General features: G+C 48.6%; 28 protein-coding genes. 18 read left to right on the top strand and 10 right to left on the bottom strand.

Translation table 11 applies throughout. The features are described from left to right. Positions 1–35: 35 nt before the first annotated feature. Both G4O42_RS11115 and G4O42_RS11110 read left to right on the top strand, forming a co-directional pair. Positions 36–1,283, top strand: a complete 1,248-nt coding sequence (locus G4O42_RS11115; protein ID WP_032873183.1) for a hydroxymethylglutaryl-CoA synthase family protein — start codon at positions 36–38, stop codon at positions 1,281–1,283. A gap of 59 nt (positions 1,284–1,342) precedes the next feature. Then, positions 1,343–2,089, top strand: a complete 747-nt coding sequence (locus tag G4O42_RS11110) for a polyketide synthase (RefSeq protein WP_014305356.1) — start codon at positions 1,343–1,345, stop codon at positions 2,087–2,089. Positions 2,090–2,125: 36 nt separating this feature from the next. Here the strand turns inward: G4O42_RS11110 and proC are convergent, their stop codons facing one another. Next, entirely contained in the window at positions 2,126–2,965 is an 840-nt protein-coding gene (gene proC, locus G4O42_RS11105; protein ID WP_032873185.1) for a pyrroline-5-carboxylate reductase, read from the bottom strand. Positions 2,966–3,361: 396 nt separating this feature from the next. Between proC and G4O42_RS11100 the strand changes: the two genes are divergently transcribed. The 5 genes from G4O42_RS11100 to G4O42_RS11080 all read left to right on the top strand — a co-directional run bounded on the left by G4O42_RS11100 (position 3,362) and on the right by G4O42_RS11080 (position 7,917). Next, positions 3,362–4,321, top strand: a complete 960-nt coding sequence (locus G4O42_RS11100; protein WP_032873188.1) for an MBL fold metallo-hydrolase — start codon at positions 3,362–3,364, stop codon at positions 4,319–4,321. A gap of 5 nt (positions 4,322–4,326) precedes the next feature. Then, positions 4,327–5,103, top strand: coding sequence for an SDR family NAD(P)-dependent oxidoreductase (locus G4O42_RS11095; protein WP_032873190.1), 777 nt, complete (start codon positions 4,327–4,329; stop codon positions 5,101–5,103). 16 nt (positions 5,104–5,119) lie between these two features. Continuing rightward, the gene (dsdA, locus tag G4O42_RS11090; RefSeq protein WP_032873192.1) at positions 5,120–6,469 is read left to right on the top strand and encodes a D-serine ammonia-lyase; all 1,350 of its coding nucleotides are present in this window, start codon (positions 5,120–5,122) and stop codon (positions 6,467–6,469) included. Positions 6,470–6,543: 74 nt separating this feature from the next. Beyond that, positions 6,544–7,503 (top strand): type I pantothenate kinase, encoded by a 960-nt coding sequence (gene coaA / locus G4O42_RS11085; protein ID WP_032873194.1) that lies wholly within the window; start codon positions 6,544–6,546, stop codon positions 7,501–7,503. A gap of 24 nt (positions 7,504–7,527) precedes the next feature. Continuing rightward, positions 7,528–7,917 (top strand): VOC family protein, encoded by a 390-nt coding sequence (locus tag G4O42_RS11080; protein ID WP_029973629.1) that lies wholly within the window; start codon positions 7,528–7,530, stop codon positions 7,915–7,917. Position 7,918: 1 nt separating this feature from the next. Here G4O42_RS11080 and G4O42_RS11075 read toward each other — a convergent pair whose 3' ends face one another. The 5 genes from G4O42_RS11075 to G4O42_RS11055 all read right to left on the bottom strand — a co-directional run bounded on the left by G4O42_RS11075 (position 7,919) and on the right by G4O42_RS11055 (position 11,215). Then, positions 7,919–8,086, bottom strand: coding sequence for a DUF4083 family protein (locus G4O42_RS11075; RefSeq protein ID WP_007612383.1), 168 nt, complete (start codon positions 8,084–8,086; stop codon positions 7,919–7,921). A 91-nt stretch (positions 8,087–8,177) separates the two neighbouring features. Then, positions 8,178–9,248, bottom strand: coding sequence for an AI-2E family transporter (locus G4O42_RS11070; RefSeq protein ID WP_032873503.1), 1,071 nt, complete (start codon positions 9,246–9,248; stop codon positions 8,178–8,180). Between the two features lie 73 nt (positions 9,249–9,321). Further along, a complete protein-coding gene (locus G4O42_RS11065) occupies positions 9,322–9,528 on the bottom strand; it encodes a YqzH family protein (RefSeq protein ID WP_003153294.1) in 207 nt (68 codons plus the stop codon). Between the two features lie 100 nt (positions 9,529–9,628). Beyond that, on the bottom strand, positions 9,629–9,973 hold the full coding sequence (locus tag G4O42_RS11060; RefSeq protein WP_007409390.1) for a YolD-like family protein: 345 nt from the start codon (positions 9,971–9,973) through the stop codon (positions 9,629–9,631). A gap of 15 nt (positions 9,974–9,988) precedes the next feature. Further along, positions 9,989–11,215, bottom strand: a complete 1,227-nt coding sequence (locus G4O42_RS11055; RefSeq protein WP_032873199.1) for a DNA polymerase IV — start codon at positions 11,213–11,215, stop codon at positions 9,989–9,991. Between the two features lie 215 nt (positions 11,216–11,430). Here G4O42_RS11055 and G4O42_RS11050 point away from each other — a divergent pair, with 215 nt between their 5' ends. The 5 genes from G4O42_RS11050 (at position 11,431) to G4O42_RS11030 (ending at position 13,870) form a co-directional block, all read left to right on the top strand. Beyond that, positions 11,431–11,901 carry a GNAT family N-acetyltransferase gene (locus G4O42_RS11050; RefSeq protein WP_007612374.1) on the top strand — a complete coding sequence of 157 codons (471 nt, stop codon included), beginning with the start codon at positions 11,431–11,433 and terminating at the stop codon, positions 11,899–11,901. Between the two features lie 11 nt (positions 11,902–11,912). Beyond that, the gene (locus G4O42_RS11045) at positions 11,913–12,257 is read left to right on the top strand and encodes an antibiotic biosynthesis monooxygenase family protein (protein ID WP_015240143.1); all 345 of its coding nucleotides are present in this window, start codon (positions 11,913–11,915) and stop codon (positions 12,255–12,257) included. Further along, on the top strand, positions 12,254–13,222 hold the full coding sequence (locus G4O42_RS11040; RefSeq protein ID WP_032873202.1) for a GNAT family N-acetyltransferase: 969 nt from the start codon (positions 12,254–12,256) through the stop codon (positions 13,220–13,222). Before G4O42_RS11045 ends, G4O42_RS11040 begins: the two co-directional genes overlap by 4 nt. 71 nt (positions 13,223–13,293) lie before the next feature. Then, the gene (locus G4O42_RS11035; protein WP_025649817.1) at positions 13,294–13,656 is read left to right on the top strand and encodes an iron-sulfur cluster biosynthesis family protein; all 363 of its coding nucleotides are present in this window, start codon (positions 13,294–13,296) and stop codon (positions 13,654–13,656) included. Beyond that, positions 13,631–13,870, top strand: coding sequence for a DUF2552 family protein (locus tag G4O42_RS11030; RefSeq protein ID WP_003153307.1), 240 nt, complete (start codon positions 13,631–13,633; stop codon positions 13,868–13,870). Before G4O42_RS11035 ends, G4O42_RS11030 begins: the two co-directional genes overlap by 26 nt. Before the next feature lie 39 nt (positions 13,871–13,909). Here the strand turns inward: G4O42_RS11030 and G4O42_RS11025 are convergent, their stop codons facing one another. After that, a complete protein-coding gene (locus G4O42_RS11025) occupies positions 13,910–14,824 on the bottom strand; it encodes an alpha/beta hydrolase (RefSeq protein ID WP_032873505.1) in 915 nt (304 codons plus the stop codon). Positions 14,825–14,946: 122 nt separating this feature from the next. On the opposite strand from G4O42_RS11025, the gene G4O42_RS11020 reads away from it, so the two are divergent. Then, a complete protein-coding gene (locus G4O42_RS11020; protein WP_007409396.1) occupies positions 14,947–15,171 on the top strand; it encodes a YqkE family protein in 225 nt (74 codons plus the stop codon). Between the two features lie 32 nt (positions 15,172–15,203). On the opposite strand, the gene G4O42_RS11015 is transcribed toward G4O42_RS11020, so the two are convergent. Beyond that, the gene (locus tag G4O42_RS11015; protein WP_032873204.1) at positions 15,204–16,124 is read right to left on the bottom strand and encodes an aldo/keto reductase; all 921 of its coding nucleotides are present in this window, start codon (positions 16,122–16,124) and stop codon (positions 15,204–15,206) included. Between the two features lie 62 nt (positions 16,125–16,186). After that, positions 16,187–16,309, bottom strand: coding sequence for a Z-ring formation inhibitor MciZ (gene mciZ / locus G4O42_RS11010; protein ID WP_032873207.1), 123 nt, complete (start codon positions 16,307–16,309; stop codon positions 16,187–16,189). 78 nt (positions 16,310–16,387) lie between these two features. Between mciZ and G4O42_RS11005 the strand changes: the two genes are divergently transcribed. Continuing rightward, positions 16,388–16,942 carry an NUDIX hydrolase gene (locus G4O42_RS11005; protein WP_003153317.1) on the top strand — a complete coding sequence of 185 codons (555 nt, stop codon included), beginning with the start codon at positions 16,388–16,390 and terminating at the stop codon, positions 16,940–16,942. Beyond that, positions 16,942–18,105, top strand: a complete 1,164-nt coding sequence (locus G4O42_RS11000) for a TIGR00375 family protein (RefSeq protein WP_032873209.1) — start codon at positions 16,942–16,944, stop codon at positions 18,103–18,105. The genes G4O42_RS11005 and G4O42_RS11000 overlap by 1 nt, the downstream gene beginning before the upstream one ends. Before the next feature lie 10 nt (positions 18,106–18,115). Here G4O42_RS11000 and G4O42_RS10995 read toward each other — a convergent pair whose 3' ends face one another. Next, positions 18,116–18,469: a helix-turn-helix domain-containing protein gene (locus tag G4O42_RS10995; RefSeq protein WP_032873211.1), complete on the bottom strand. Its 354-nt coding sequence runs from the start codon at positions 18,467–18,469 to the stop codon at positions 18,116–18,118. Positions 18,470–18,645: 176 nt separating this feature from the next. On the opposite strand from G4O42_RS10995, the gene G4O42_RS10990 reads away from it, so the two are divergent. The 3 genes from G4O42_RS10990 (at position 18,646) to nhaC (ending at position 22,648) form a co-directional block, all read left to right on the top strand. Further along, positions 18,646–19,635, top strand: coding sequence for a type I asparaginase (locus G4O42_RS10990; protein ID WP_003153321.1), 990 nt, complete (start codon positions 18,646–18,648; stop codon positions 19,633–19,635). 37 nt (positions 19,636–19,672) lie between these two features. Next, a complete protein-coding gene (gene aspA / locus G4O42_RS10985) occupies positions 19,673–21,100 on the top strand; it encodes an aspartate ammonia-lyase (protein ID WP_003153322.1) in 1,428 nt (475 codons plus the stop codon). Positions 21,101–21,241: 141 nt separating this feature from the next. After that, entirely contained in the window at positions 21,242–22,648 is a 1,407-nt protein-coding gene (nhaC, locus tag G4O42_RS10980) for a Na+/H+ antiporter NhaC (protein WP_032873214.1), read from the top strand.

Raw genomic sequence — 22,648 nt, 5'->3', positions numbered from 1 at the left:
CGCAGGAAGCCTCTTTACTCTGGGGGCTTGGAGAAATGAATGTAGGAATCGAAGCAATGAATGTGTTTGGCGGAACCGCGTATGTAGACGTCATGGAGCTTGCGGAACATCGGAACTTGGATAAAAAAAGGTTTGAGAACCTGCTGATGAAAGAAAAAGTGGTGGCGCTTCCGTTTGAAGATCCGATTACGTTCGCCGTAAATGCCGCAAAACCGATTATCGACTCTCTGTCAGAAGAGGAACGGAATCAGATTGAAATGGTCATCATCTGTACGGAATCCGGGATTGATTTTGGCAAATCCATCAGTACATACGTCCATGATTATTTGCAGCTGAAGCGGAATTGCCGGTTATTTGAGGTGAAACAGGCTTGCTATTCTTTAACGGCCGGGTTTCAAATGGGTGTGAATTTCATCTTATCGCAAACATCGCCGGGAGCGAAAGCGCTCATCATCGGAACGGATATTTCCCGCTTTTTAGTTGCTGATGGCGGTGACGCGTTGACGGAGGAATGGTCCTATGCCGAACCGAGTGCGGGGGCCGGAGCTGTGGCGCTTTTAGTCAGCAGCACCCCTCATGTCTTTTTGCTTGATCAAGGCGCAAGCGGGTATTACGGGTATGAAGTCATGGATACCTGCCGTCCGATTCCGGATAGTGAAGCGGGGGATGCTGATCTGTCGCTCATGTCTTATTTGGACTGCTGTGAAAAATCATTTCAGGAATACGGAAAGCGTGTGAGCGGGGCGGATTATAAGAATACATTTCAATACCTTTCTTTTCATACTCCGTTTGGCGGAATGGTAAAAGGAGCGCATCGGACGATGATGAGAAAATTGGCAAAGGCTAAGCCGCAAGACATTGAAGCGGATTTTCAGCAACGCGTGCTGCCTGGGATTCAATACTGTCAGCGCGTCGGCAACATCATGGGGGCCACCGTATTTTTATCTCTTGCCAGCACGATTGATAACGGCTCTTTTGAAACGCCGAAACGCGTCGGCTGTTTTTCATACGGTTCGGGCTGCTGCTCTGAATTTTACAGCGGTGTCGTTATGCCGCAAAGCCGTACGCGGCAGAATCAATTTCAGATCAGCCGGCATTTGGATGAACGCGTCCGTTTATCGATGGCTGATTATGACCGGCTGCTCCAAGACAGCGGCATCGTAAAATTCGGCACAAGAAATGCCGCGCCCGCAGCAGACATCCCGAATGCGCATCAAGGAAAAACACGATTGGTGCTGACTGAAATAAAAGAGTTTCACAGAAAGTATGAATGGACGACTTAATATCAGAAACACTCAGAGCCGGCAAGGCTTGAGTATTTTTAAAGAAACGGAGAATAAACATGAATCCAATGATTGATGTACAGGAAACAGAACCGGGCATTGTGCAGGTCACAATGCAGGATACGGCCGGGAAAAACGGGCTGTCAGAAGAGTTTGTCAGAGAGCTGCACCGGGTATTCCAGGACATCAATGCCCATCCGTCCTATAAAACCGTCCTTCTGACGGGTTACGGAAATTATTTCTGCACGGGAGGAACGCAGGAGGGGCTTTTGACCATTCAGAGCGGAAAGCTCCAATTTACAGATTTAAAGCTTCACAGTCTTTTATTGGATTGCAGGATTCCCGTGATTTCCGTCATGCAGGGGCATGCGATCGGAGCCGGCTTTACGATCGGTCTGAGCTCGGATTTCGTGATTTTAAGCAGAGAGAGTTTTTATTCTTGTAATTATATGAAGTACGGATTTACACCGGGAATGGGCGCGACGTATATTGTGCCTGAAAAACTGGGAATTGTCCTCGGGGAAGAAATGCTGTTTACGGCCGCGAATTTCAGCGGCGCCGCTCTGGAAAAACGGGGAGTTCCGTTTGAAGTGCTGCCGAAAAAAGACGCCCTTCAAAGAGGCCGCGAATTAGCCCGGCTGCTGGCGGATAAACCGAGAGCCTCACTGGTTGCGCTGAAAACCAATGTGACCGCACGGATCAAAAGAGAGCTGACAAAAGCGGTTGAGGAAGAGGTGAACATGCACGAAGCCACATTCCATCTTCCTGAAGTAAAAGAGAGAATCAGCCGCTTATACGGCAGTTAAACAGAATGAAAAAAGCATGGGAAGCCCCATGCTTTATCACTGGTCCGTCTTTTGCAGAACGGAGCTTGCGAATTGTTCTTTAATTTCGGCGCTCCGGGCTGCGGTTTCTGCGATGCAGTGCATGATGGCTTCTTCAAAGCGGCGCTCTTCTAATGCGCGAAGGCCTGCTTCAGTCGTGCCGCCCGGGCTTGTGATTTCCTTGCGCAGGCGTTCAGGCCGTTTGCTGCTTGTTCTGAGCATTTCCGTCGCCCCGGCCATGGTTTGTAAAATCAGCTCTTTTGCCGTTTCTTCCGGCAGGCCGGCTTGAAGGGCGGCCTTTTCCATTGCTTCGACATACCGGTACACATAGGCGGGACCGCTTCCGGCAATGGCTGTGACGGCGTCAAGGTGTTTTTCTTCAAAGCGCGTCGCTTCTCCGATTGTTTCCAGAAGCTCTTTTGCCGTCCGGATTTCAGCTTCACTCGCCTCGGAGCTTGCGGAAAAACCGGTCGCCGATTGCTGAATGGCCGCGGATGTATTCGGCATCGCCCGGATGATGGTGAGCTTTCTGCCGAAATATTGCTGAATCGTGTGAATCGTCAGCCCTGCGATGACAGAAATCACAAGCTGATCTTTCACGTATTCGCGAATGTTCTCAATGCTTTCTGCCGCATCTTTCGGTTTAAAGGCGAGAACGATAATGTCGGTATTGCTGAAAAATTCTTCTTTATCCCGGCACGGTTTCACTCCGTACGTTTTTTGGAGCTCTTTCAGCCGGCTGTCATTTGACCGGTTTGTCATATATATATGTCCGGGGGCTGTCATTCCGCTTTGCAGCAGTCCGTTCACCATTGCTTCCGCCATTGATCCGGCCCCGATAAAACCGATTTTCTTCATATAAATCCTCCTTCTTTTCAAAACACAAAAAAACCTTCCCGTCAAAAAGGACGAAAAGGTTTCGCGGTACCACCTTACATTAGCACGAATCAGCCGTGCTCAGCTCAAATCCCGTAACGAGGGGATACGTTTAGGTTTTCCTAACCGCTCTGAGGGCAGGTTCTGTAAACAAGAGGGCCGCAATGTCTTTCAGCCGGGGACATTGCTCTCTGCTGCCGTTGTTTATATACTAGTTCCTCGTCATCGCGTTCCGTGTTTTCTAGTTTGTTGTTCATTATGCTATGCGCAATAGCGGGATGTCAATCTTTTTTTCCGATATGCGGCAATAATGACACAGTGAAAAGAAAACGCTAAAATATGATTATTCAGGAATGAAAAGAACGAAGGAGCGTAAACATGGCAGCGAGAAAGATCATCCCGATACGTGTGCCGACTCCGTTTGCAGTCGGCGACGTTATCGTTTATTTAGTAAAAGATGAAGCCTTAACCCTTATTGATTGCGGCCCGAATACAAAGGAAGCGGCTGAATCGCTCTCATTGCAGCTTAAGGAACACGGGGTTTCTGCGGCGGATATAGAACAGGTGGTGCTCACTCATCATCACGCAGATCATTCAGGTCTGCTGCACCTTTTTTCTGAGGATACGGAAGTGATCGGGCATCCGCTGAATGACAGGTACATTACTCAGGATCAGTCGTATATCGCCCGGCAGGAGGACTTTTTTCTGTCGCTTATGACTGAAATGGACGTTCCCCTGATGCCTGAAGACATACATAAAACAGTTAAGCTGTCATACTTATTTTCTGCAAACCGTCCGTTAACGAAAACAGTGAGGGAAGGCGGAAAAATTGACGGGCTTAACGGCTGGACGGTGCTCGAAATCCCGGGTCATGCCGCTTCTCACATTGCGCTCTACCATGAAAAAAGCGGTGAAATGTTCAGCGGCGATCTGCTTTTGTCCAACAGCTCCACCAATCCGATTCTGGAAGCTCCGGAAAAGGGGGGCGTGCGCGCGGCCCCGATGCTCGACTACTTGAACTCAATGAAGCGGCTGTATGACGTAAACCCGTCCTTTTTATATCCGGGACACGGCGATCTGCTGACAGACGTAAAGCCTGCTTTTGACAGGCGGCTTGAAAAACAGAGAAACCGGTCGGAATATGTGCTGCGCCTGTTGTCAGAGGAAACGCTGACGGCTTTCCAGGTATGCCGGCGGCTGTTTCCGGCTGTTTATGAAAATGAATTGTTTTTAACGATGTCAGAAACGATCGGCCATCTTGACGTGCTGGCCGCCGAAGGGAAGGTTGTATCCTTTCAGTCGGGGAACACTCTGAAGTTTAAAGCTGTGAAGGGGTGAAGGAAATGGGCAGATTAACGGATAAGCGGATTTGGATCACCGGAGCATCCGGCGGACTCGGAGAACGGCTTGCATATTCCTGCACGGCAGAAGGGGCTCATGTTTTTTTATCCGCCAGGCGGGAGGACCGCTTGCAGGAAGTGAAAAAGACGATTACCGCGCGCGGCGGACAGTGTGATGTCATCCCGTTTGACGTCCGGCATGCAGAAGAGGCTGAAAACGTAAGGCGTTTGATCGGTCATGTAGACGTATTAATCAACAACGCCGGCTTCGGCATTTTTGAAACGGCCGCTGATTCATCTTTGGATGATATGAAGGCAATGTTTGAAGTCAACGTCTTCGGATTAATCGCCTGTACGAAGGCCTGTCTTCCTGTGATGCTTCATGCGAAAAGCGGCCATATTATCAATATCGCCTCACAGGCCGGCAAATTGGCGACGCCGAAATCAAGCCTTTATTCCGCAACGAAACACGCCGTGTTAGGGTATTCCAACGCGCTGCGGCTTGAGCTGGCCGGTACGGGTGTAGCCGTGACAACGGTTAATCCCGGTCCGATCAAAACAGACTTCTTTACAATTGCAGATAAAGAGGGCGGTTATGTGAAAAGCGTCGGCAGATGGATGCTTGATGCCGACCATGTGGCAGAGCGCATTACATCCGTGATTCTGACGGATAAACGGGAAATGAATCTTCCGCGATGGATGAGCCTCGGGACGAAGCTGTATCAGCTTTTCCCATCGTTTACAGAAAAACTGGCCGGCCGCGCATTAAAGAAAAAGTAACAAGGGGGAAAAAGGAATGTCCGACCGTGATATACACAAGGCATTGATGGCAGATCCTTTCGTCAGGCAAATGGCGGAGGCGCGTGAAGTATTTTGGATCAACCCGCATAAAACCGATGATCCAGTAAAGCATGGTGCTGAATGGAAAAAGGAGATTGCCGAAGCGGAAGAAAGGCTGCGCCGGTTTGCGCCTTATATCGCGTCGGCTTTTCCGGAGACGGAAGCGGCGGGAGGCCTCATTGAGTCTCCGCTTGTCTTAATCAATGAAATGAAAAAGCGTCTGGAACACAGCGCCGCTCAGGCTTTCCCTGGGCGTTTGCTTTTGAAATGCGACGACGAACTTCCGATTTCCGGTTCCATTAAAGCGCGCGGCGGGATTTACGAAGTGCTGAAGCATGCCGAAGATCTCGCGGTAAAAGCGGGAATGCTCTCAGCAGACGACGATTACAGTATATTGACTGAAGAACGGTTTACCGCTTTTTTCTCAAAATACTCTATAGCCGTCGGTTCTACGGGCAATTTAGGTCTGAGTATCGGCATAATCGGCGCGAAGCTCGGCTTTTGTGTGACCGTTCATATGTCCAGTGACGCAAAGCAGTGGAAAAAGGAGCTGCTCCGGGAAAAGGGGGTTCGCGTCATCGAATATGAAGCAGACTACAGTCTGGCTGTCAAAGAGGGGCGCATGCAGGCGAAGCAGGACCCTTATTGTTATTTTATTGATGATGAGCATTCCCGGGATCTGTTTTTGGGGTATGCCGTTGCGGGAAGCCGTGTGAAAAAGCAGCTCGATCAAATGAACATAAAGCCTGATGCAGATGAACCGCTTTTCGTTTATTTGCCGTGCGGGGTCGGAGGAGGCCCGGGCGGCGTCGCGCTTGCGCTAAAGCTGATCTATGGCGAGCATGTCCATATTTTTTTCGGTGAGCCGACGCATTCACCGTGTATGCTGTTAGGACTGTTTTCCGGCTTGCATGACGGAATCAGCGTGCAGGATATCGGTCTTGATAATCAAACGGCCGCCGACGGACTCGCGGTGGGAAGGCCGTCCGGACTGGCCGGCCCTCTGATGGAACCTATACTCAGCGGCTGTTATACCGCCGATGACGGCACGCTTTTTTCGCTGCTTTATCAATTAAGGGCGGCCGAGAATAAGAGCCTTGAACCCTCTGCACTCGCCGGACTGGCCGGAGCCGTCAAGGTCGTTCAGACCGAAGCCGGAAACCGTTATATAAAAGAGCGGGGGCTTGAGATGGAAAATGCCGTGCACCTTGTGTGGAGCACCGGCGGAAGCATGGTTCCGGAGGAGGAAATGGAAGAGTACAGCCGGATCGGTTCCTCATTTTTGAAAAAAATGGGCAGACAGTGAAGCGGTTTTCCGTTACAATCTTTGTAAGCGTTTGTTTTTTATCGGAAAGCCATACAGAGAGATTGGTGTGAATTGTGAAAAGTAAAGAATTGAATTTACATACATTGTATACGCAGCACAGCCGCGAGTCGTGGGCCGGATTCGGCGGCCATCTTTCCATTGCCGTTTCAGAGGAAGAAGCCAAGGCCGTAGAGGGGCTGAATGACTACCTGTCGGTGGAAGAAGTAGAAACGATTTACATTCCGCTTGTGCGCCTGCTCCATCTTCATGTCACGTCTGCCGCAAGACGGAATCAGCATGTCAATGTGTTTCTGAAGCATCCGCATTCAGCGAAAATCCCGTTTATCATCGGAATCGCGGGCAGCGTCGCCGTCGGCAAAAGCACGACGGCGAGAATTTTGCAAAAGCTTCTTTCCCGTCTGCCGGACAGGCCGAAGGTGAGCCTGGTGACAACCGACGGTTTTTTGTATCCGACAGTGGAATTAAAAAGGAAAAACCTTCTGTCCAGAAAGGGATTCCCGGAAAGCTACGACGTGAAAGCGCTGCTTGAATTTCTGAACGATATAAAGTCAGGGAAAGAGAGAGTGGAGGCGCCCGTATATTCCCATCTTACCTATGACAGGGAAGAGGGCGCCGTCGAGGTTGTCGAAGGTGCGGATATCGTTATTATCGAAGGAATCAATGTCCTGCAGTCGCCGACATTAGAGGACGACAGGGAAGATCCGCGGATTTTTGTATCCGATTTCTTTGATTTTTCGATCTATGTGGATGCCGAAGAAAGCCGGATTTTCACGTGGTATTTGGAACGTTTCCGCCTCTTAAGAGAAACCGCTTTTCAGGATCCGGCTTCTTATTTTCATAAATTTAAGGATTTGTCTGATGCAGAAGCGGATACCATGGCCGCCTCCATTTGGGAGAGCGTCAACCGGCCGAATCTGTATGAAAATATCCTGCCGACAAAATTCAGATCGGATTTGATTTTGAGAAAAGGTGACGGCCATAAAGTTGAAGAGGTGCTGGTAAGGCGGGTGTGATGTGAGGAGGAAGCGGATATTATGATACATCATATTGAGTTGTATGTATCTGACTTGAAAGCCTCCGCCCGGTTTTGGGGATGGTTTTTAGGTGAGCTCGGTTATAGGGAATTTCAAAATTGGGACTCCGGCATCAGCTGGAAAAACGCAGGATTTTATGTTGTGCTTGTACAGACAGAGGAGCGTTTTTTAACACCGGAGTACCACAGATGCCGGGTCGGGCTGAACCATCTGGCTTTTCATGCTGCATCAAGAGAGCAGGTTGACGAGATGACAGAAAAGCTGCTTGCCAGAGGATGCCCCGTGCTTTACAGGGACCGCCATCCATATGCAGGCGGAAGCACGCATTACGCCGTATACACGGAGGATCCGGATCGGATAAAAGTGGAGCTCGTTGCTCCTGCTTCTGAATGAACTATAACTTTTCGTTTTTTTCTTCGCGCAGCGCGTCGAGTTTCTTTTCGATTCTGTCCAATTGTATGCGGCGCTGCTTCAAGCTTCTGAATACGTATATCACGGCAAACAGGAAAACCGCGGCTGCAATAAATGAAATCAATTGAAAAATGACATCACCGATGTTCATCTTTTTTACCTCCGTGTGCGGCGGGCTTCTTCAGCCCGCCGTTTTTTCATTTTGACCGATGTGAAGACATGGGGGATGAATCATTTCTCTCCTAGCCTTGTTTTTTTCTGAGAATGAATAGTTTCTGCATGTGGCTTATGACCACTTTTGCGGCCGCATATCCCGGAATGGCCAGCAGCATCCCGGCAATTCCTGAGAATTTGCCGGCGGCAAGCAGAAGAAAAATAATGGTCAGCGGGTGAATGTCCAGCTTCCGTCCCATAATTTGCGGGGAAATCAGCTGGCTTTCAAGCTGCTGGACAATGACGACGACCGTAATCACCAGCACCGCCTCGGTCGGTGAATCGAACAATCCGACAATGACTCCGGGAAATGTGCCGATCCAAGGCCCGATAAACGGAATCAGGTTTGTCACCATGGCGAACGCGCCCAGAACGAGCGGATAATCGAGCCCGATTATAAAATAGCCGATTGTGACGAGTACGCCGACACAAAAACTGACGAGCAGCTGTCCTTGTATGTATGAACTGAGAGCTTCATCCATGTCCTGAAGGATTTGTTTTCCTTCTTTTTGATGTTTTTCCGGAAGAAGCCGCAGCAGACGCCGGGGGGCTTTGTTTCCTTCTTTTAACATGTAATACAGCGCAAACGGAATAATGGCGGCGGTGATGGCGGCATTGGCAGCCGTACCGGCCAGGCTGCTGAGAGAATCAGCGATTGAACCGGAATAATTTGCGGCTTTGTCTGCTAATTTTTTAAAGGAATCCCCATGCTGAAGCCGGGAGAACCATTTGCTGTCCTGAAGATGCCCGATCCAATTTTCAGCTTTTGCGGAAAGCTCCGGAATATGATCTGTGAAGGCTGTAAACTGTTTTTGAACGGCAGGGCCCGCCGTATAAAGGAAGAGGACAAAAAGGCCGGCTGTTCCCGCATAAATCGCTAAAATCGCGATTCCTTCGGGCAGCTTTAATTTCGCATGCAGCAGTCTGACGAGCGGGCGGCACAAATAGTAGAGGACGCCCGATAATACAATAGGCGGAAATAAGGTTTTAACCGTAATCACCACAGGCTGGAACAAAAAGTCTATTAATGTTCCGAGATAAATGATGAGAAATAACAGAAGAACGGCATAACCGATCCTGAAATAAGGCCCGATAGGCATATCCTGCACCACGCAATCTTTAAGGGTTTACTCTCGGACGTTTCCCTTATCGCCCGGTGCATAAACGTCCGTGTCAGGAAAACTGCCCCTGATTGGTGACGTAATCGTAGATAATATCTTCTACATGGGCATGAAGATCCTCATCGGGTTCTTCATTCCTTCTTTCTTCTAAAGCTTTTTTTAAACTCTGTTTTTCATAGGGGCTCAGCGGATCTGTCGACACATTCCGTCCATACTGGCGGAGGGCTTGTCCCAGCATTTTTTCTATAAATTGATCCATCGTATATTCTCCTATTCTTGTCATTCATCTTTATTCTACTAAATATCATGTGATCCTCCCACTCTTCTATCATATTTTCTGTCAGGCCGGGGTAGGATTTTTATTCCAATTCAGCTGAGAGAATACGATGAAACGGCAGCGTTAACGCATCTTCATCGTTTATGATTTTTAAACGCTTTTCGTCATGCCTCACTTGTTTTACCCATCCCCAAAAGCGGCGGGGACCGTGTGCTGAAGCGTAGGTGACCGAGATGGCCCTGTCTTCTTCAATCGACGCCGCAATGATGCGGTTCATGTCGTTCAGTTGCTCTTCGCTCAGTTCCGGAGGCCGGAATTCCCGTTCTTTTCGTTTTTTTGCAAGCAGCTGCTCCCGATGTTCGGGCAGCATCATCCGGCTTGATTCCCACATGACATTATACCCGGGTGTTAATTTGTTCGGATTCATGTATATCACCTCAAATTATTTGTAATGCCCGCCGATTTTTTCAGCCCGGTGAAAGGCTTGGCCGGCCTCTGTCAGTGAAGCGGCATGGAGGAGTGACGCAGGGCCGTACCGCTCATGAATATCATCCAATACTTTGCCGAGACTGATCTTTTTTTCCTGGGCATCGAACAGGCTCAGCTGAACATAATCACAAGGCTCCAGCTGGGAAAGGGAGACGCCGGCGCTGCGGACGGGCTCACCGTTCCAATGCTCTTTGAAGAGCTTGACCGCCGCTTTAAAAATATCCATTCCGAAATTAGTCGGAGAGATCAGCTTTCTCTGTCTGTGAAAACCTGAAGGGAATTCAAAATCAGCGCCTCTGATGCTGACCGAAACCGTATGGCCGATGTATTGTTTGAAACGGGCGCGGCGGGCCACTTCTTCGCTTAACTCCAGCAGCACGACTTTAATATCCTCAAAGCGGCTGTAGTCTCTCGGGAGGGTCATGTTATGGCCGATCGCTTTTTGCCGGCTGTGCGTGTTGACGGTGACCGGAGAGGGATCGATGCCGCGGGCTGTCCGCTGAAGCAATTCGCCGTTAATGCCCCAGCGTTTTTTCAGCAGTTCGGCTGGGTGCCCGGCAAGCCCGCCGATTGTGCTGATGCCCATCCGTCTTAAATGATGCTCCATCCGTTTTCCGATGCCGAATAATTTTCCGACCGGCAGCGGCCACAGATCCTGCCTGATATTTGACATATCCAATCTGTGGATGCCGGATGCGTTTTTTTTGGCAAAATGGTCGCAAGCCATTTTCGCGAGCGCCTTATTCGGCCCGATGCCGACACGGGCATAAATTCCGAATTCACGCATAATCGCTTGCTGAATGCTTTCGGCAATTGTAAAAGGATCACCGAACAGCCGCCTGCTTCCGGTCACGTCGAGAAACTGCTCATCGATGGAGTAGGGTTCTACAAGATCGGTATACCGTTCAAACAGTTCGGTAATCATGACGGATACATCAATATACCGCTGCATCCGCGGACGGACAATAACGGCGTCGGGACATTTGGCCTGCGCTTCCCACAGCCGTTCGGCATTTTTTACGCCGTATCGTTTGGCGAGCGGACAAGCCGCAAGCACGACGCCGCTGCGTCTTTCGGGATCTCCCGAGACAATCACGGGCCGGCTTTTGAAATGAGGCGCTTCCGCTTTTTCCACAGACGCATAAAACGATTGCATATCTACAAGAAGAATATCAGCCATAAAAAAACCTCCGGGAACGTTTGTTCTGTTTTTCATTGTACCCGAACAATGATCACGTTTATACTGGTAAATCATTCCCCGGCTGGAAGACGTGCTGATTCGTTTGCTTGAAAAGAAATCATTTACAATTGCAAACAACCCACATATAATTTTTTATATTCCAATGAGAAGAGCTGACATTCATTTTGCCGGACGAAAAGGAGAGTCAATCGATAATGGATATTCGAACAATTACCTCTGAAGACTATGAAATGGTTACGTCTGTTTTGAATGAATGGTGGGGCGGCAGGCAGATGAAAGACAAACTGCCGCGCTTGTTTTTTGAACATTTTCAGGACACAAGCTTTATCACGTACGGGCCGGAGGGAATGACCGGTTTTTTAATCGGTTTTCAGTCACAATCAGACCCTGAGACAGCCTACATTCATTTTTCGGGTGTGCATCCGGATTTCAGAAAAATGCAAATTGGAAAACAGCTCTACGACCGATTTATGGAGACCGTGAAGAAAAGGGGCTGCACAAAAGTCAATTGCGTGACGGCGCCTGTCAATAAAGTATCAATCGCTTATCATACAAAATTAGGCTTTGAAGTTGAAAAAGGAACCAAAACCGTAAACGGAATCCCTGTTTTTGCGAATTATGACGGTCCGGGAGAAGACCGGATTCTGTTTGTGAAATACATATGAGGGGGATGAATATGGGTTTTTTAGCTGACACGCCCAAACCGCCCTATTATGCGGTCATTTTTTCATCAATAAAGGGAAAATATGATGAGGAATATGAACATACGGCAGAGCGCATGATGAATTTGGCAGGCGGACAGCCGGGCTTTTTAGGCGCGGAAAGCGTTCGGGAGGAAAACGGCTGCGGCATCACGGTTTCCTACTGGGACAGCCTGGAGGCGATTAAAAGGTGGAAAGATCATACTGACCACCAGGCGGCAAAACAAAAAGGAAAAACCGCCTGGTATGAAGCGTACGCGGTCCGCATTACGAAGACGGAGTCACAGCGGATGTTTGCGTCAAAAGGGGCGGAAGATTGATTACATTTTTACAGCATACACAAGAACAGACCGCGCGGGAAATTGCGGCGGTTCAGCGCTGCTCTTATCAAAAAGAAGCCGAGCTGATCGGCTTTTTCGGCATTCCCGCCCTGCATGAAACACCCGATGATATACAGCGGTCACGGGAGACGTTTGCCGGTTTCAAGGAAAAAGATCAGCTTGCAGGCGTCATTTCGTATGAAAAAAAGGGATATGACCTTGTCATATGCAGGCTGACGGTGCACCCTTCAGGCTTTCGGAAAGGAATCGGACGGGCGCTTATTCAATTTGTGATAGACGAGAACCGGGACGCCCAAAAAATAGAGGCGGCTACCGCCAGCCAAAACGTTCCGGCAGTCTCTCTCTATGTAAAAACCGGGTTCACAGAAGCCGGACAGATAGAGACGGCGGAAGGGCTGACCCTCTCGTTTTTTCATCTTTATCCGAAGAGGAAAGCGGAAGTTGTTCCGTACAAGCCGGAATGGAAAGAAATGTTTGAAAGAGAGAAGGCGGACTTGATCCGAATCTTCGGCTCAGCACTTCATTCTGTCAGCCACATCGGCAGCACCTCCATCCCGGGCATGGCCGGCAAACCCGTCATCGATATACTGGCGGAGGTCAAAGATATTTCGGACGCTGACCGATTCAGTCCGCAGCTGGAAGCACTCGGCTATGAGGCGAAAGGGGAAAACGGGATAGAGGGCCGGCGTTTCTTTCAAAAAGGCGGCAGCAAGCGCACACACCACGTTCACATATACGAAACAGGCCATCCGGACGTGAAGCGTCATCTGCTGTTCCGGGATTACCTCACCGCAAAGCCTGAAAAAGCGGCTCAATACATGGAACTGAAACGGCACCTCGCTGAGACATACCCATACGATATGGCAAAGTATAGTGAAGGGAAAAATGACTGGATCAAGGCGGCTGAACAAGAGGCAAAGGACTGGGAGAGCGGGCTGCTGTAAAGAAAGCAGAAACAATGCATACAGCGGCTCGGTATGCTACAATGGCGAAAATGAAAAACGGAGGATCATCTATGCAAATACATGTGACGGATGCGGCGAAACACACACTTCAGCAGGCGATGGACGCCAACCCGGGGAAAAAAGCGCAGCTCCGCTATGACGCAGAAGGCTGCGGGTGCGCGGTGAGCGGTGTGCCGGCCATCTGGCTGGCGGACGAATTAACGGGACAATGCGAAGCCATTGAAACCAACGGACTTCCGCTTTACATCCAGACCTCACAAAAAGTGTTTTTTGACGAGGAAATGACAATCGATTACAATGAAAAGGCAAAAACGCTCGTCTTAAAAAGCCCGGCAGAGATGCTGAGCCCGAGAATGAGCATATTAGTAAAGCAGGGAGAAACGGAAAGTGAATCAAAAGCTGAAAGCCATTAAACAGACGGCACAGCATAAAACGTGGGTATCCTTTCTGAACAACAACCACCCGTACAGTCTGCTGCACTGGTCTATTGGAGGCGCTGAATCCGTTCAGAAGGATGTCTGGCTGCTTCAGGATGAGATGACCTTCAAAGCGCAGGAGTTTACGACAATCGACCTCGCCATTGACTGGATCGGAGAAAATATGGACGGGATTACCGACGTTTTATGACGGGAAAGCGAAAGAACCAGCATACGTTCTTTCGCTTTTTTACGTTTGCGTCATGGTATCTAAAAAGGTTTGAACGGCTTTACGGTAGCTCTCCGGATTTTTGGTGTACGACATGGCATGCCCGCCCGATTCGGCCAGATAGAGCATCTTAGGGCCGCGTTTTCTGCGGTGCAGCAATTCGGAAGAAGCGGAAGGTATATAATCATCTTCCTTACTGTGAATAAACAGCACGGGCTGCCGGATTCGGCTGATAACCGATAAAGGAGATACATCACGGATACGGTATCCTTCTCTCATCCGCAAAAAGAAATCAGCCAAAGGCAGAAGCGGCCACGGAGGCAGCCGGAACTCCCGCTTCAGCCTGTAGGCGAGCTGATCGCGAAAGCTTGCGAACGGACAGTCCGCAATATAAAAATCAGCGCCGTTTTCATCCTGATGCCCGCCCGCGTATAATAAGGCCGTCACCGCTCCCATCGATTCCCCGTGGATGCCGATTTGACCGACGTCTCCGGTTTTGTGTCTCACCCAATTCACGGCTTCTTCCAAATCATCTTTTTCAAAATAGCCGTAGCTCGTCGTTCTGCCGCCGCTTTTTCCGTGCCCGCGGTGGTCATATACGAGCACATTCCAGCCTAAATCTAAAAATAAACCCATGTATTTCAATGAATTGAACGAATTTACGGTAACGCCGTGACAAATAATCATGGTGTTTGCCGTATGATGCGGGGCGACGTAAAAGCCTTTGATCTCATACCCGTGGCGCGACAGGATGACGGCATCTTCTTTTTCCATGGCCTGAAAGGAATCAAATCTATCATGCCCGTCCGCCGTTTCTTTTTTCATGATTTCTTCATCCGTCTTTTTCTTCATAAACATAATCAGATTCGTAAAAGCGAATCCGGCAGCCAAAAAGACTGCGCAAGCCGAACCGAACACCGCCAGCCATTTTTTCACACAGGTGCCCTCCTTTAATATGAAAAATCCTTCCTCCGGCTTTTCAGGACCGTGAACGTTGCCGGCCTCCGGCGCTCCGTGGTACACTTGCCTCACCATATTCAGATACGGGGGGCGTAATGATGAAAAAGCAGCTGCCTAAAGAAAAACACAGCTTAAAAGACGATCTGGAGGAAGATCTGAAGGCCAGGCTTTTGCAAATGAAAAGTGAGCTGAAGGAAGAAGACGAGAAAAAACAGGCGCAGCAAAAGGCGGAACAAATCAGAAAACGAAAAGAAAAAGAAAAACATAAAAGCTTTGAAGAGCTGCTGAATGAAAGCAGTCTCGATTGGCATAAATATAAATAAACCGGCATCTGAAAAGGTGCCGGTTTTATTGTTTAAGAACGATGGGCTTCGTATACGTCCCGTTTTGTATGGTATTGCAAGGCTTTGATTTCCCGGCTGCTTAAACGCCGGGCCTCTGCAGCCGAACAGTTTTCTCTCAGCTGCTCAAGTGAGCTGGCTCCGGTGATGACAGAAGCGACGGCCGGCTGTGACAGTAAGTATTGAAGAGAAAGCTCCGTCATGCTCAAGTCAGGTGCGGCAGCGCTGATCGCTTTTTTGGTTTCTGCCAGTTCTGCAAAAGAATATGTTAAATAGCCGTTCTCTTTTACGCTTGCGGCCGCTTGATCAAGCGGTTTTTCCGTAAGAAGCCCTTTAGCGACAGGCCCTCTTGCGACTACGCTGATTCCGTTCTCCTCTAAAAGGGGAAGCCACTCCTCGGGACGCCGGTCCAGCAGGCTGTATTGCATCATAACGCTGGTGATATTTGATTTTTTCACATATTCTTTAATAACATTCGGACGAATCGAGGAAATGCCGTAATACCGGATGACACCTTCCTGTTTTAAGTCCTCAAAAGCTTCGATCGTTTCGTCAATATGGTCTTCCATCGTGCCGCCATGCAGCTGATAAAGGTCGATATAGTCCGTTTTCAGCCGGCGCAGGCTGTTTTTGACCGCTTCTTTTATGTATCCTTTGGAAGCGTCCCAATGCCAGCCGTCTTTATCATCATTCCAGCGGTTTCCGGCTTTCGTGGCTAAAATGATGTCGTGCCTGCGGTTTTTGACGGCTTCCCCGACAATTTCCTCATTTCTGCCGAAATCATAAAGATCAGCGGTATCTAAATAATTGATTCCAAGCTCGATCGCTTCATCCAAAATAGACAGCGCTTTAGCTTTATCCGTGCCCAGCGACATACAGCCGAGCCCGATTTCGCTTATTTCTAAATCAGAATGTCCCAGTGTGCGTTTTCTCATCGTTTCGCTCCTTTTAATAGTCTTTTATTGACCGTAATATAAAGGCGCGAAGTTTTCAACTGTTAAGGCCTGGTGATCCAATCTCCGACATAGCGGAATGTCCGTCCGTATTCTTTCAGTTTAGCCCGCACTTCCCACGCCTTTCCGACCAATACGATACTCTTATCCTTCCGGTACACCTTCAATCGAAAAGCACCTCCCTCTCATGCATGTATGATAAAATATATGAGGCATAATAGAGAGACAGAACGGGAGATGACATGATGAAACATTTAGAAGAAAAAACACTTGCGAAAAAAAAGCTGTATGACGGGAAAGTCATAGATCTTTACTTAGAGGATGTAGAGCTCCCGAACGGAAAAACAAGCAAGCGGGAAATCGTCAAACATCCGGGAGCGGTGGCCGTACTTGCGGTGACTGAGGAAGGAAAAATCATTTTGGTGAACCAGTTCAGAAAGCCGCTGGAACGGACAATCGTTGAAATTCCGGCCGGGAAGCTTGAAAAGGGGGAAGAGCCGGAACATACGGCGTTAAGAGAGCTCGAGGAAGAAACGGGATATACGGCGGAAACCTTGACGAAAATCACCGCTTTTTACACATCACCCGGGTTTGCTGATGAAATCGTGCATCTCTTTCTTGCGGAAGGGCTTTCGCCGCTGGAAGAAAAACGAGAGCTGGATGAGGATGAATTTGTCGAAGTCATGCAGGTCACGCTTGAAGAGGCCGTGAAGCTGATTGAATCCCGCAGGGTGTATGACGCAAAAACGGCGTACGCGATTCAGTATCTCCAGCTGAAAGAAGCGCTGAAGGAAAAATGATGAAAACCATCTATGCGGATCTGCATATTCATATCGGCCGCACCTATACGGGAAAACCGGTCAAAATCACCGGGGCCAAAACGTTGACGCTGCACCGGATTTTAGAAGAAGCCAGTGAGGGGAAGGGAATTGAACTATTGGGCATCATCGACTGCCATTCCCCGGAAGTCATAGAAGAAATCGAGCGCGGAATTGATGAAGGCGGATACCGTGAGCTGAAAGAAGGCGGCATCCGGTATCGGAATACGACGCTTCTGTTGGGCAGTGAGCTTGAAATCTATGATCACACATGCCGCGGGCCGATTCACGTTCTCGTCTTTATGCCGGCTCTTGCCGAAATGAAGATGTTTTCTGAGTGGCTCGCAAAAAGGCTTAAAAATATCCATCTCAGTTCCCAGCGCATTTATGAAACCGGTTTGAATCTTCAAAGGAAAACAAAGGAATTGGGCGGGCTGTTTATTCCCGCCCATATGTTCACCCCGCATAAAAGCCTGTACGGAAAAGGGGTCATATCTTCTTTGACAGAAGTTTTCGACCCGGCGCTCATTGATGCGGCGGAACTCGGGTTAAGCTGCGACACCGACATGGCTTCGCGGGTAACAGAACTTGATCCGTATACATTTTTAACAAATTCTGATGCGCATTCCTTAGGAAAAATCGGCAGAGAATATAATGAAATGCTTCTTAAAGAAGCGAATTTCACGGAATTTTCGCTGGCTTTAAAAGGGAAGGACGGAAGAAAAATCACGGCGAATTACGGGCTGAACCCGAAGCTCGGGAAGTATTACCGGACGGCTTGCGACCGTTGCGGCAGCCCGGTTGAAAAAGGAGCTTCCGCCTGTCCGGAGTGCGGGGGGAAAACAATGACAAAAGGGGTCAGTGAACGGCTGGAGGAACTGAGCGGACCGAAAAAAAGCCGCATGCCGCGGCCGCCGTATATTCATCAAATTCCGCTGCAGTTCATTCCCGGGGTCGGGCCGAAAACGTTAGAAAAACTGAAGCGGGCTTTCGGGACGGAGATGGCGATTCTTCATCAGGCGCAAGAAGAGGAATTGGCGCGTGTCGTCCAGCCTAAAATAGCGGCTGTCATTCATAAAGCGCGCACCGGGCAGCTCGTCCTTGAGGCCGGGGGCGGAGGGACGTACGGCAGAATCAAGCCGTAAAAGCCGGTTTTTAGCGGAGCTCCTCCTGCACCTTCTTTTTCGTGCGGACAAACGCAATCAATTCGATGATTTCATCCTGATTAAGCGGCTGTCCGTCAACGGTCAGTGTGCCGAGGCCTTGTGCGGCGTTTGTTAATTCGATGGTCTGGGCAAACGGCTCCGCCTTTTTTTCAGTGCGCCCGAGTAAATCGTCGCACGTCGTGTCAAACAGATCGGCAAGCGTGCCCAGCGCCTCGAATGACGGACGCCGGTATCCTGATTCATACCCGGCGTACGTGCTTTTGGCGATGCCGAGACGGTCAGCCGTATATTGAAGAGACCAATTTTTCTTTTTTCTCAGTTCAGTTAAACGATCTAAATTCATATTCAAAACCGCTCCTTTTCACTTGAGCAAATTATATCATATCGATATGCAAAAGTGTACGCGAATTGAATAATAATCACTTGATTAATTTCATTCGTCTGTCTATAATTTGATTAAAAGTATGCGAAAAGCGAATGCTTAACACATCTTGAGAAATGGATGAAGAGGTGCAGGGTATGAAAAAATTATTGCTGTTAACAACCGGAGGAACAATCGCCTCAGTCGAAGGAGAAAACGGGCTTGCACCCGGGGTGAAAGCAGACGAATTGTTAACCTACGTATCAAAACTTGATAACGATTACACGATGGAAACCCATTCGTTAATGAACATCGACAGCACAAATATGCAGCCTGAATACTGGGCCGAAATCGCAAATGCTGTCAAAGAAAAGTATGACGCATATGACGGGTTCGTCATTACGCACGGAACAGACACAATGGCTTATACATCAGCGGCACTGTCTTATATGCTTCAGCATGCTGATAAACCGATCGTCATTACGGGTTCGCAAATCCCGATTACATTTCAAAAAACCGATGCCAAAAAAAATATCACGGACGCGATCCGCTTCGCATGTGAAGGGGTGGGCGGCGTATACGTCGTATTTGACGGCAGAGTCATTCAAGGCACACGCGCCATTAAATTAAGAACGAAAAGCTATGATGCATTTGAGAGCATTAACTATCCGTATATCGCGTTTATTACCGAAAACGGAATTGAATACAACAAACAAGTGCACATGCCAAAAGACGATGCTTTTACGGTCAATACTTCACTTTGCACGGACGTGTGCCTGCTCAAGCTCCACCCGGGGCTGAAACCGGAAATGTTTGACGCATTAAAGGGCATGTACAAAGGAATCGTCATTGAAAGCTACGGCAGCGGCGGCGTGCCGTTTGAAGGAAGAGACATTCTCGCCAAAGTCAATGAAATGATTGAAAGCGGCATTGTCGTCGTCATTACGACACAATGTCTTGAAGAAGGAGAGGACATGAGCGTCTATGAAGTCGGCCGAAGAGTCAATCAAGATCTCATTATCCGCTCCAGAAATATGAACACGGAAGCCATCGTGCCGAAATTAATGTGGGCGCTCGGCCAGTCTCACAACTTGGCTGAAGTCAAAAACATTATGGAGACACCGATCGCAGACGACGTTGTACTGTAAAAACATGACTACCACAAAGAGAAAGTAGGGTTTTAGCATGACAAACGCGCAAAAAGAATATCGTCAGGAAAAAGATTTCCTCGGAGAAAAACAAATTGAAGCTGATGTGTATTACGGAATACAAACGCTGCGCGCGAAAGAAAACTTTCCGATTACCGGCTACCGCATCCACGAAGAAATGATTAATGCGCTCGCCATCGTCAAAAAAGCGGCGGCGCTTGCCAACATGGATGTAAAACGGCTGTATGAAGGAATCGGAAATGCGATTGTACAGGCCGCAGATGAAATTCTTGAGGGAAAATGGCATGACCAATTTATCGTCGATCCGATCCAAGGGGGAGCCGGAACGTCCATGAACATGAATGCCAACGAAGTAATCGGCAACAGAGCTCTTGAAATCATGGGGCATAAAAAAGGTGAATACATTCACCTCAGCCCGAACACACACGTCAACATGTCACAATCGACGAACGACGTGTTCCCGACAGCAATCCATATTTCAACCTTGAAACTTTTGGATAAGCTCCTTGATACGATGGCGCATATGCTCAGTGTCTTTAAAGATAAAGCGAAACAATTTGATTCTGTCATTAAAATGGGGCGCACACACCTTCAGGACGCTGTGCCGATCCGTCTCGGACAGGAATTTGAAGCATACAGCCGCGTGCTTGAGCGTGACATAAAGCGAATTAAACAATCCCGCCAGCATCTGTATGAAGTAAACATGGGGGCAACGGCCGTAGGTACGGGACTTAACGCCGATCCGCGCTACATAGAACAGGTTGTGAAGCACCTGGCTGACATCAGCGGACTGCCGCTTGTCGGCGCCGGCCATTTGGTTGACGCCACTCAAAACACTGATGCGTATACGGAAGTTTCAGCCGCGTTGAAAGTATGCATGATGAACATGTCTAAAATCGCCAACGATCTGCGCTTAATGGCTTCAGGTCCGCGCGCGGGACTTGCGGAAATTTCACTGCCCGCCCGTCAGCCGGGATCATCCATTATGCCTGGGAAAGTCAACCCTGTAATGGCAGAGCTGATCAACCAAATCGCCTTCCAGGTCATCGGGAATGACAATACGATCTGCCTCGCTTCAGAAGCGGGCCAGCTGGAGCTTAACGTAATGGAGCCGGTACTCGTATTTAACCTGCTTCAATCCATCAGCATCATGAATAACGGGTTCCGGTCATTTACCGATCATTGTCTGGCGGGAATTGAAGCCAACGAAAAACGTCTCAAGCAATACGTGGAAAAAAGCGTCGGCGTCATTACAGCGGTCAATCCGCACCTCGGGTATGAAGCGGCTGCGCGAATTGCCCGTGAAGCCATCATGACGGGGCAATCTGTAAGAGATCTTTGCCTTCAAAATGATGTGCTGACAGAAGAAGAATTGGATATCATTTTGAATCCGTATGAAATGACAAAACCGGGAATTGCCGGAAAAGATCTATTAGAAAAATAAATTTTAAAGCAACAACAGCCGCCTTTTCACGTTTTTTAGTGAATAGGCGGTTGCCATACAAAGGGATGAGGCAGTATAGTATAATTTGTTATATCATTTGATGAAAGCGTTTTAGCTTTTTTCTTCTAGGGGGATTTTCTTGTGAAAGAGGTCAGATTGCCAAATTTATTGGAAATAATTATCTTATTATTCGGGTTTTTAGCACTTGTCTTATCGTTCACAGTGTTTTTAGACTTGCCGATCCAGCTAGCTCTATTAATATCCTGGTTTTTCGCTATTATTCTCGGAGTCAGGCTGGGATATTCATATAAAGACTTGCAGGATTCGATTGTCACCGGGATATCAAACGGTCTTGAAGCGGTGTTGATTCTTGTTTCGGTCGGTGCGCTCATCGGGACATGGATTGCCGGCGGCGTTGTGCCGACGTTAATTTATTATGGTTTAGAGTTTATTAATCCTCATGTTTTCCTTCTGGCTACACTGGTTATTTGTTCCGTTATGTCCGTTGCGACCGGAACGTCGTGGGGAACCGTGGGAACCGCGGGAATCGCCATGATTGCCATCGGAGAGGGAATGGGTATACCGCTTCCGATCGTAGCGGGAGCCGTTTTGTCCGGCGCTTACTTCGGAGACAAGCTTTCACCGCTGTCTGACAGTACGGTGCTTGCCTCCACGCTTTCTAAGGTGGATGTGCTGTCACACGTCAGAGCGATGATGTATCTGTCAATTCCGTCCTATATTATTACGGCCATTCTATTTACCGTAACGGGATTTATATACGGCGGAAAAAATATTGATCTCGACAAAGTGGAATTTTTAAAATCTTCACTGCAGAAAACGTTTGACATTCATATATGGATGCTCATTCCGGCTGTTGTCGTCGTTGTCCTTCTGATTTTGAAAAAGCCGTCTATGCCCGTTATTATCATCGGTGCTTTGCTTGGCGCAATCTGGGCTTCCGTCTTTCAGGGAATGAATTTTGCCAGTGCCATCGCGACTGCTTATAATGGTTTTTCTATTAAAACGGACGTCGAATTTTTAAACGGCCTGTTAAACCGCGGAGGCATTACCGGTATGCTGGATACGTTAGCCGTTATCCTGTTCGGTCTCGGTTTTGGAGGAATTCTTGAGAAGCTCGGCGTATTAAAAGTGATTGTCTCAACTTTTGAGAAAAAGCTGACCACACCGGGAAATGTAACGCTTTCGACATTGATCGTCGCCCTTTTAGGAAACATTTTCGGCTGTGCGATGTACGTGTCATTGATCCTGACGCCGAAAATCATGGAGAACAGTTATGATAAACTGAAACTTGACAGAAGAGTTTTATCCCGGAACGCAGAGGTGGGCGGCACGCTTACTTCAGGGATGGTGCCGTGGTCTGACAACGGAATCTATATGGCCGGCATTCTCGGCGTGTCCACGTTTTCTTATCTGCCGTTCATGTGGCTCAGTTTTGTATCTATCGGACTGGCAATATTGTACGGATACACGGGGAAATTCATTTGGTACACGAAAGAAAAATCCTTGCAATCTCAAAAATTGGGTTAG

Origin of the sequence: Bacillus sp. LUNF1, assembly GCF_011008975.1 — a bacterium.
GTDB classification, from domain to species: domain Bacteria; phylum Bacillota; class Bacilli; order Bacillales; family Bacillaceae; genus Bacillus; species Bacillus velezensis.
The sequence above is the reverse complement of the archived record's forward strand: the minus strand, read 5'-3'. Positions and strand labels throughout refer to the sequence as shown.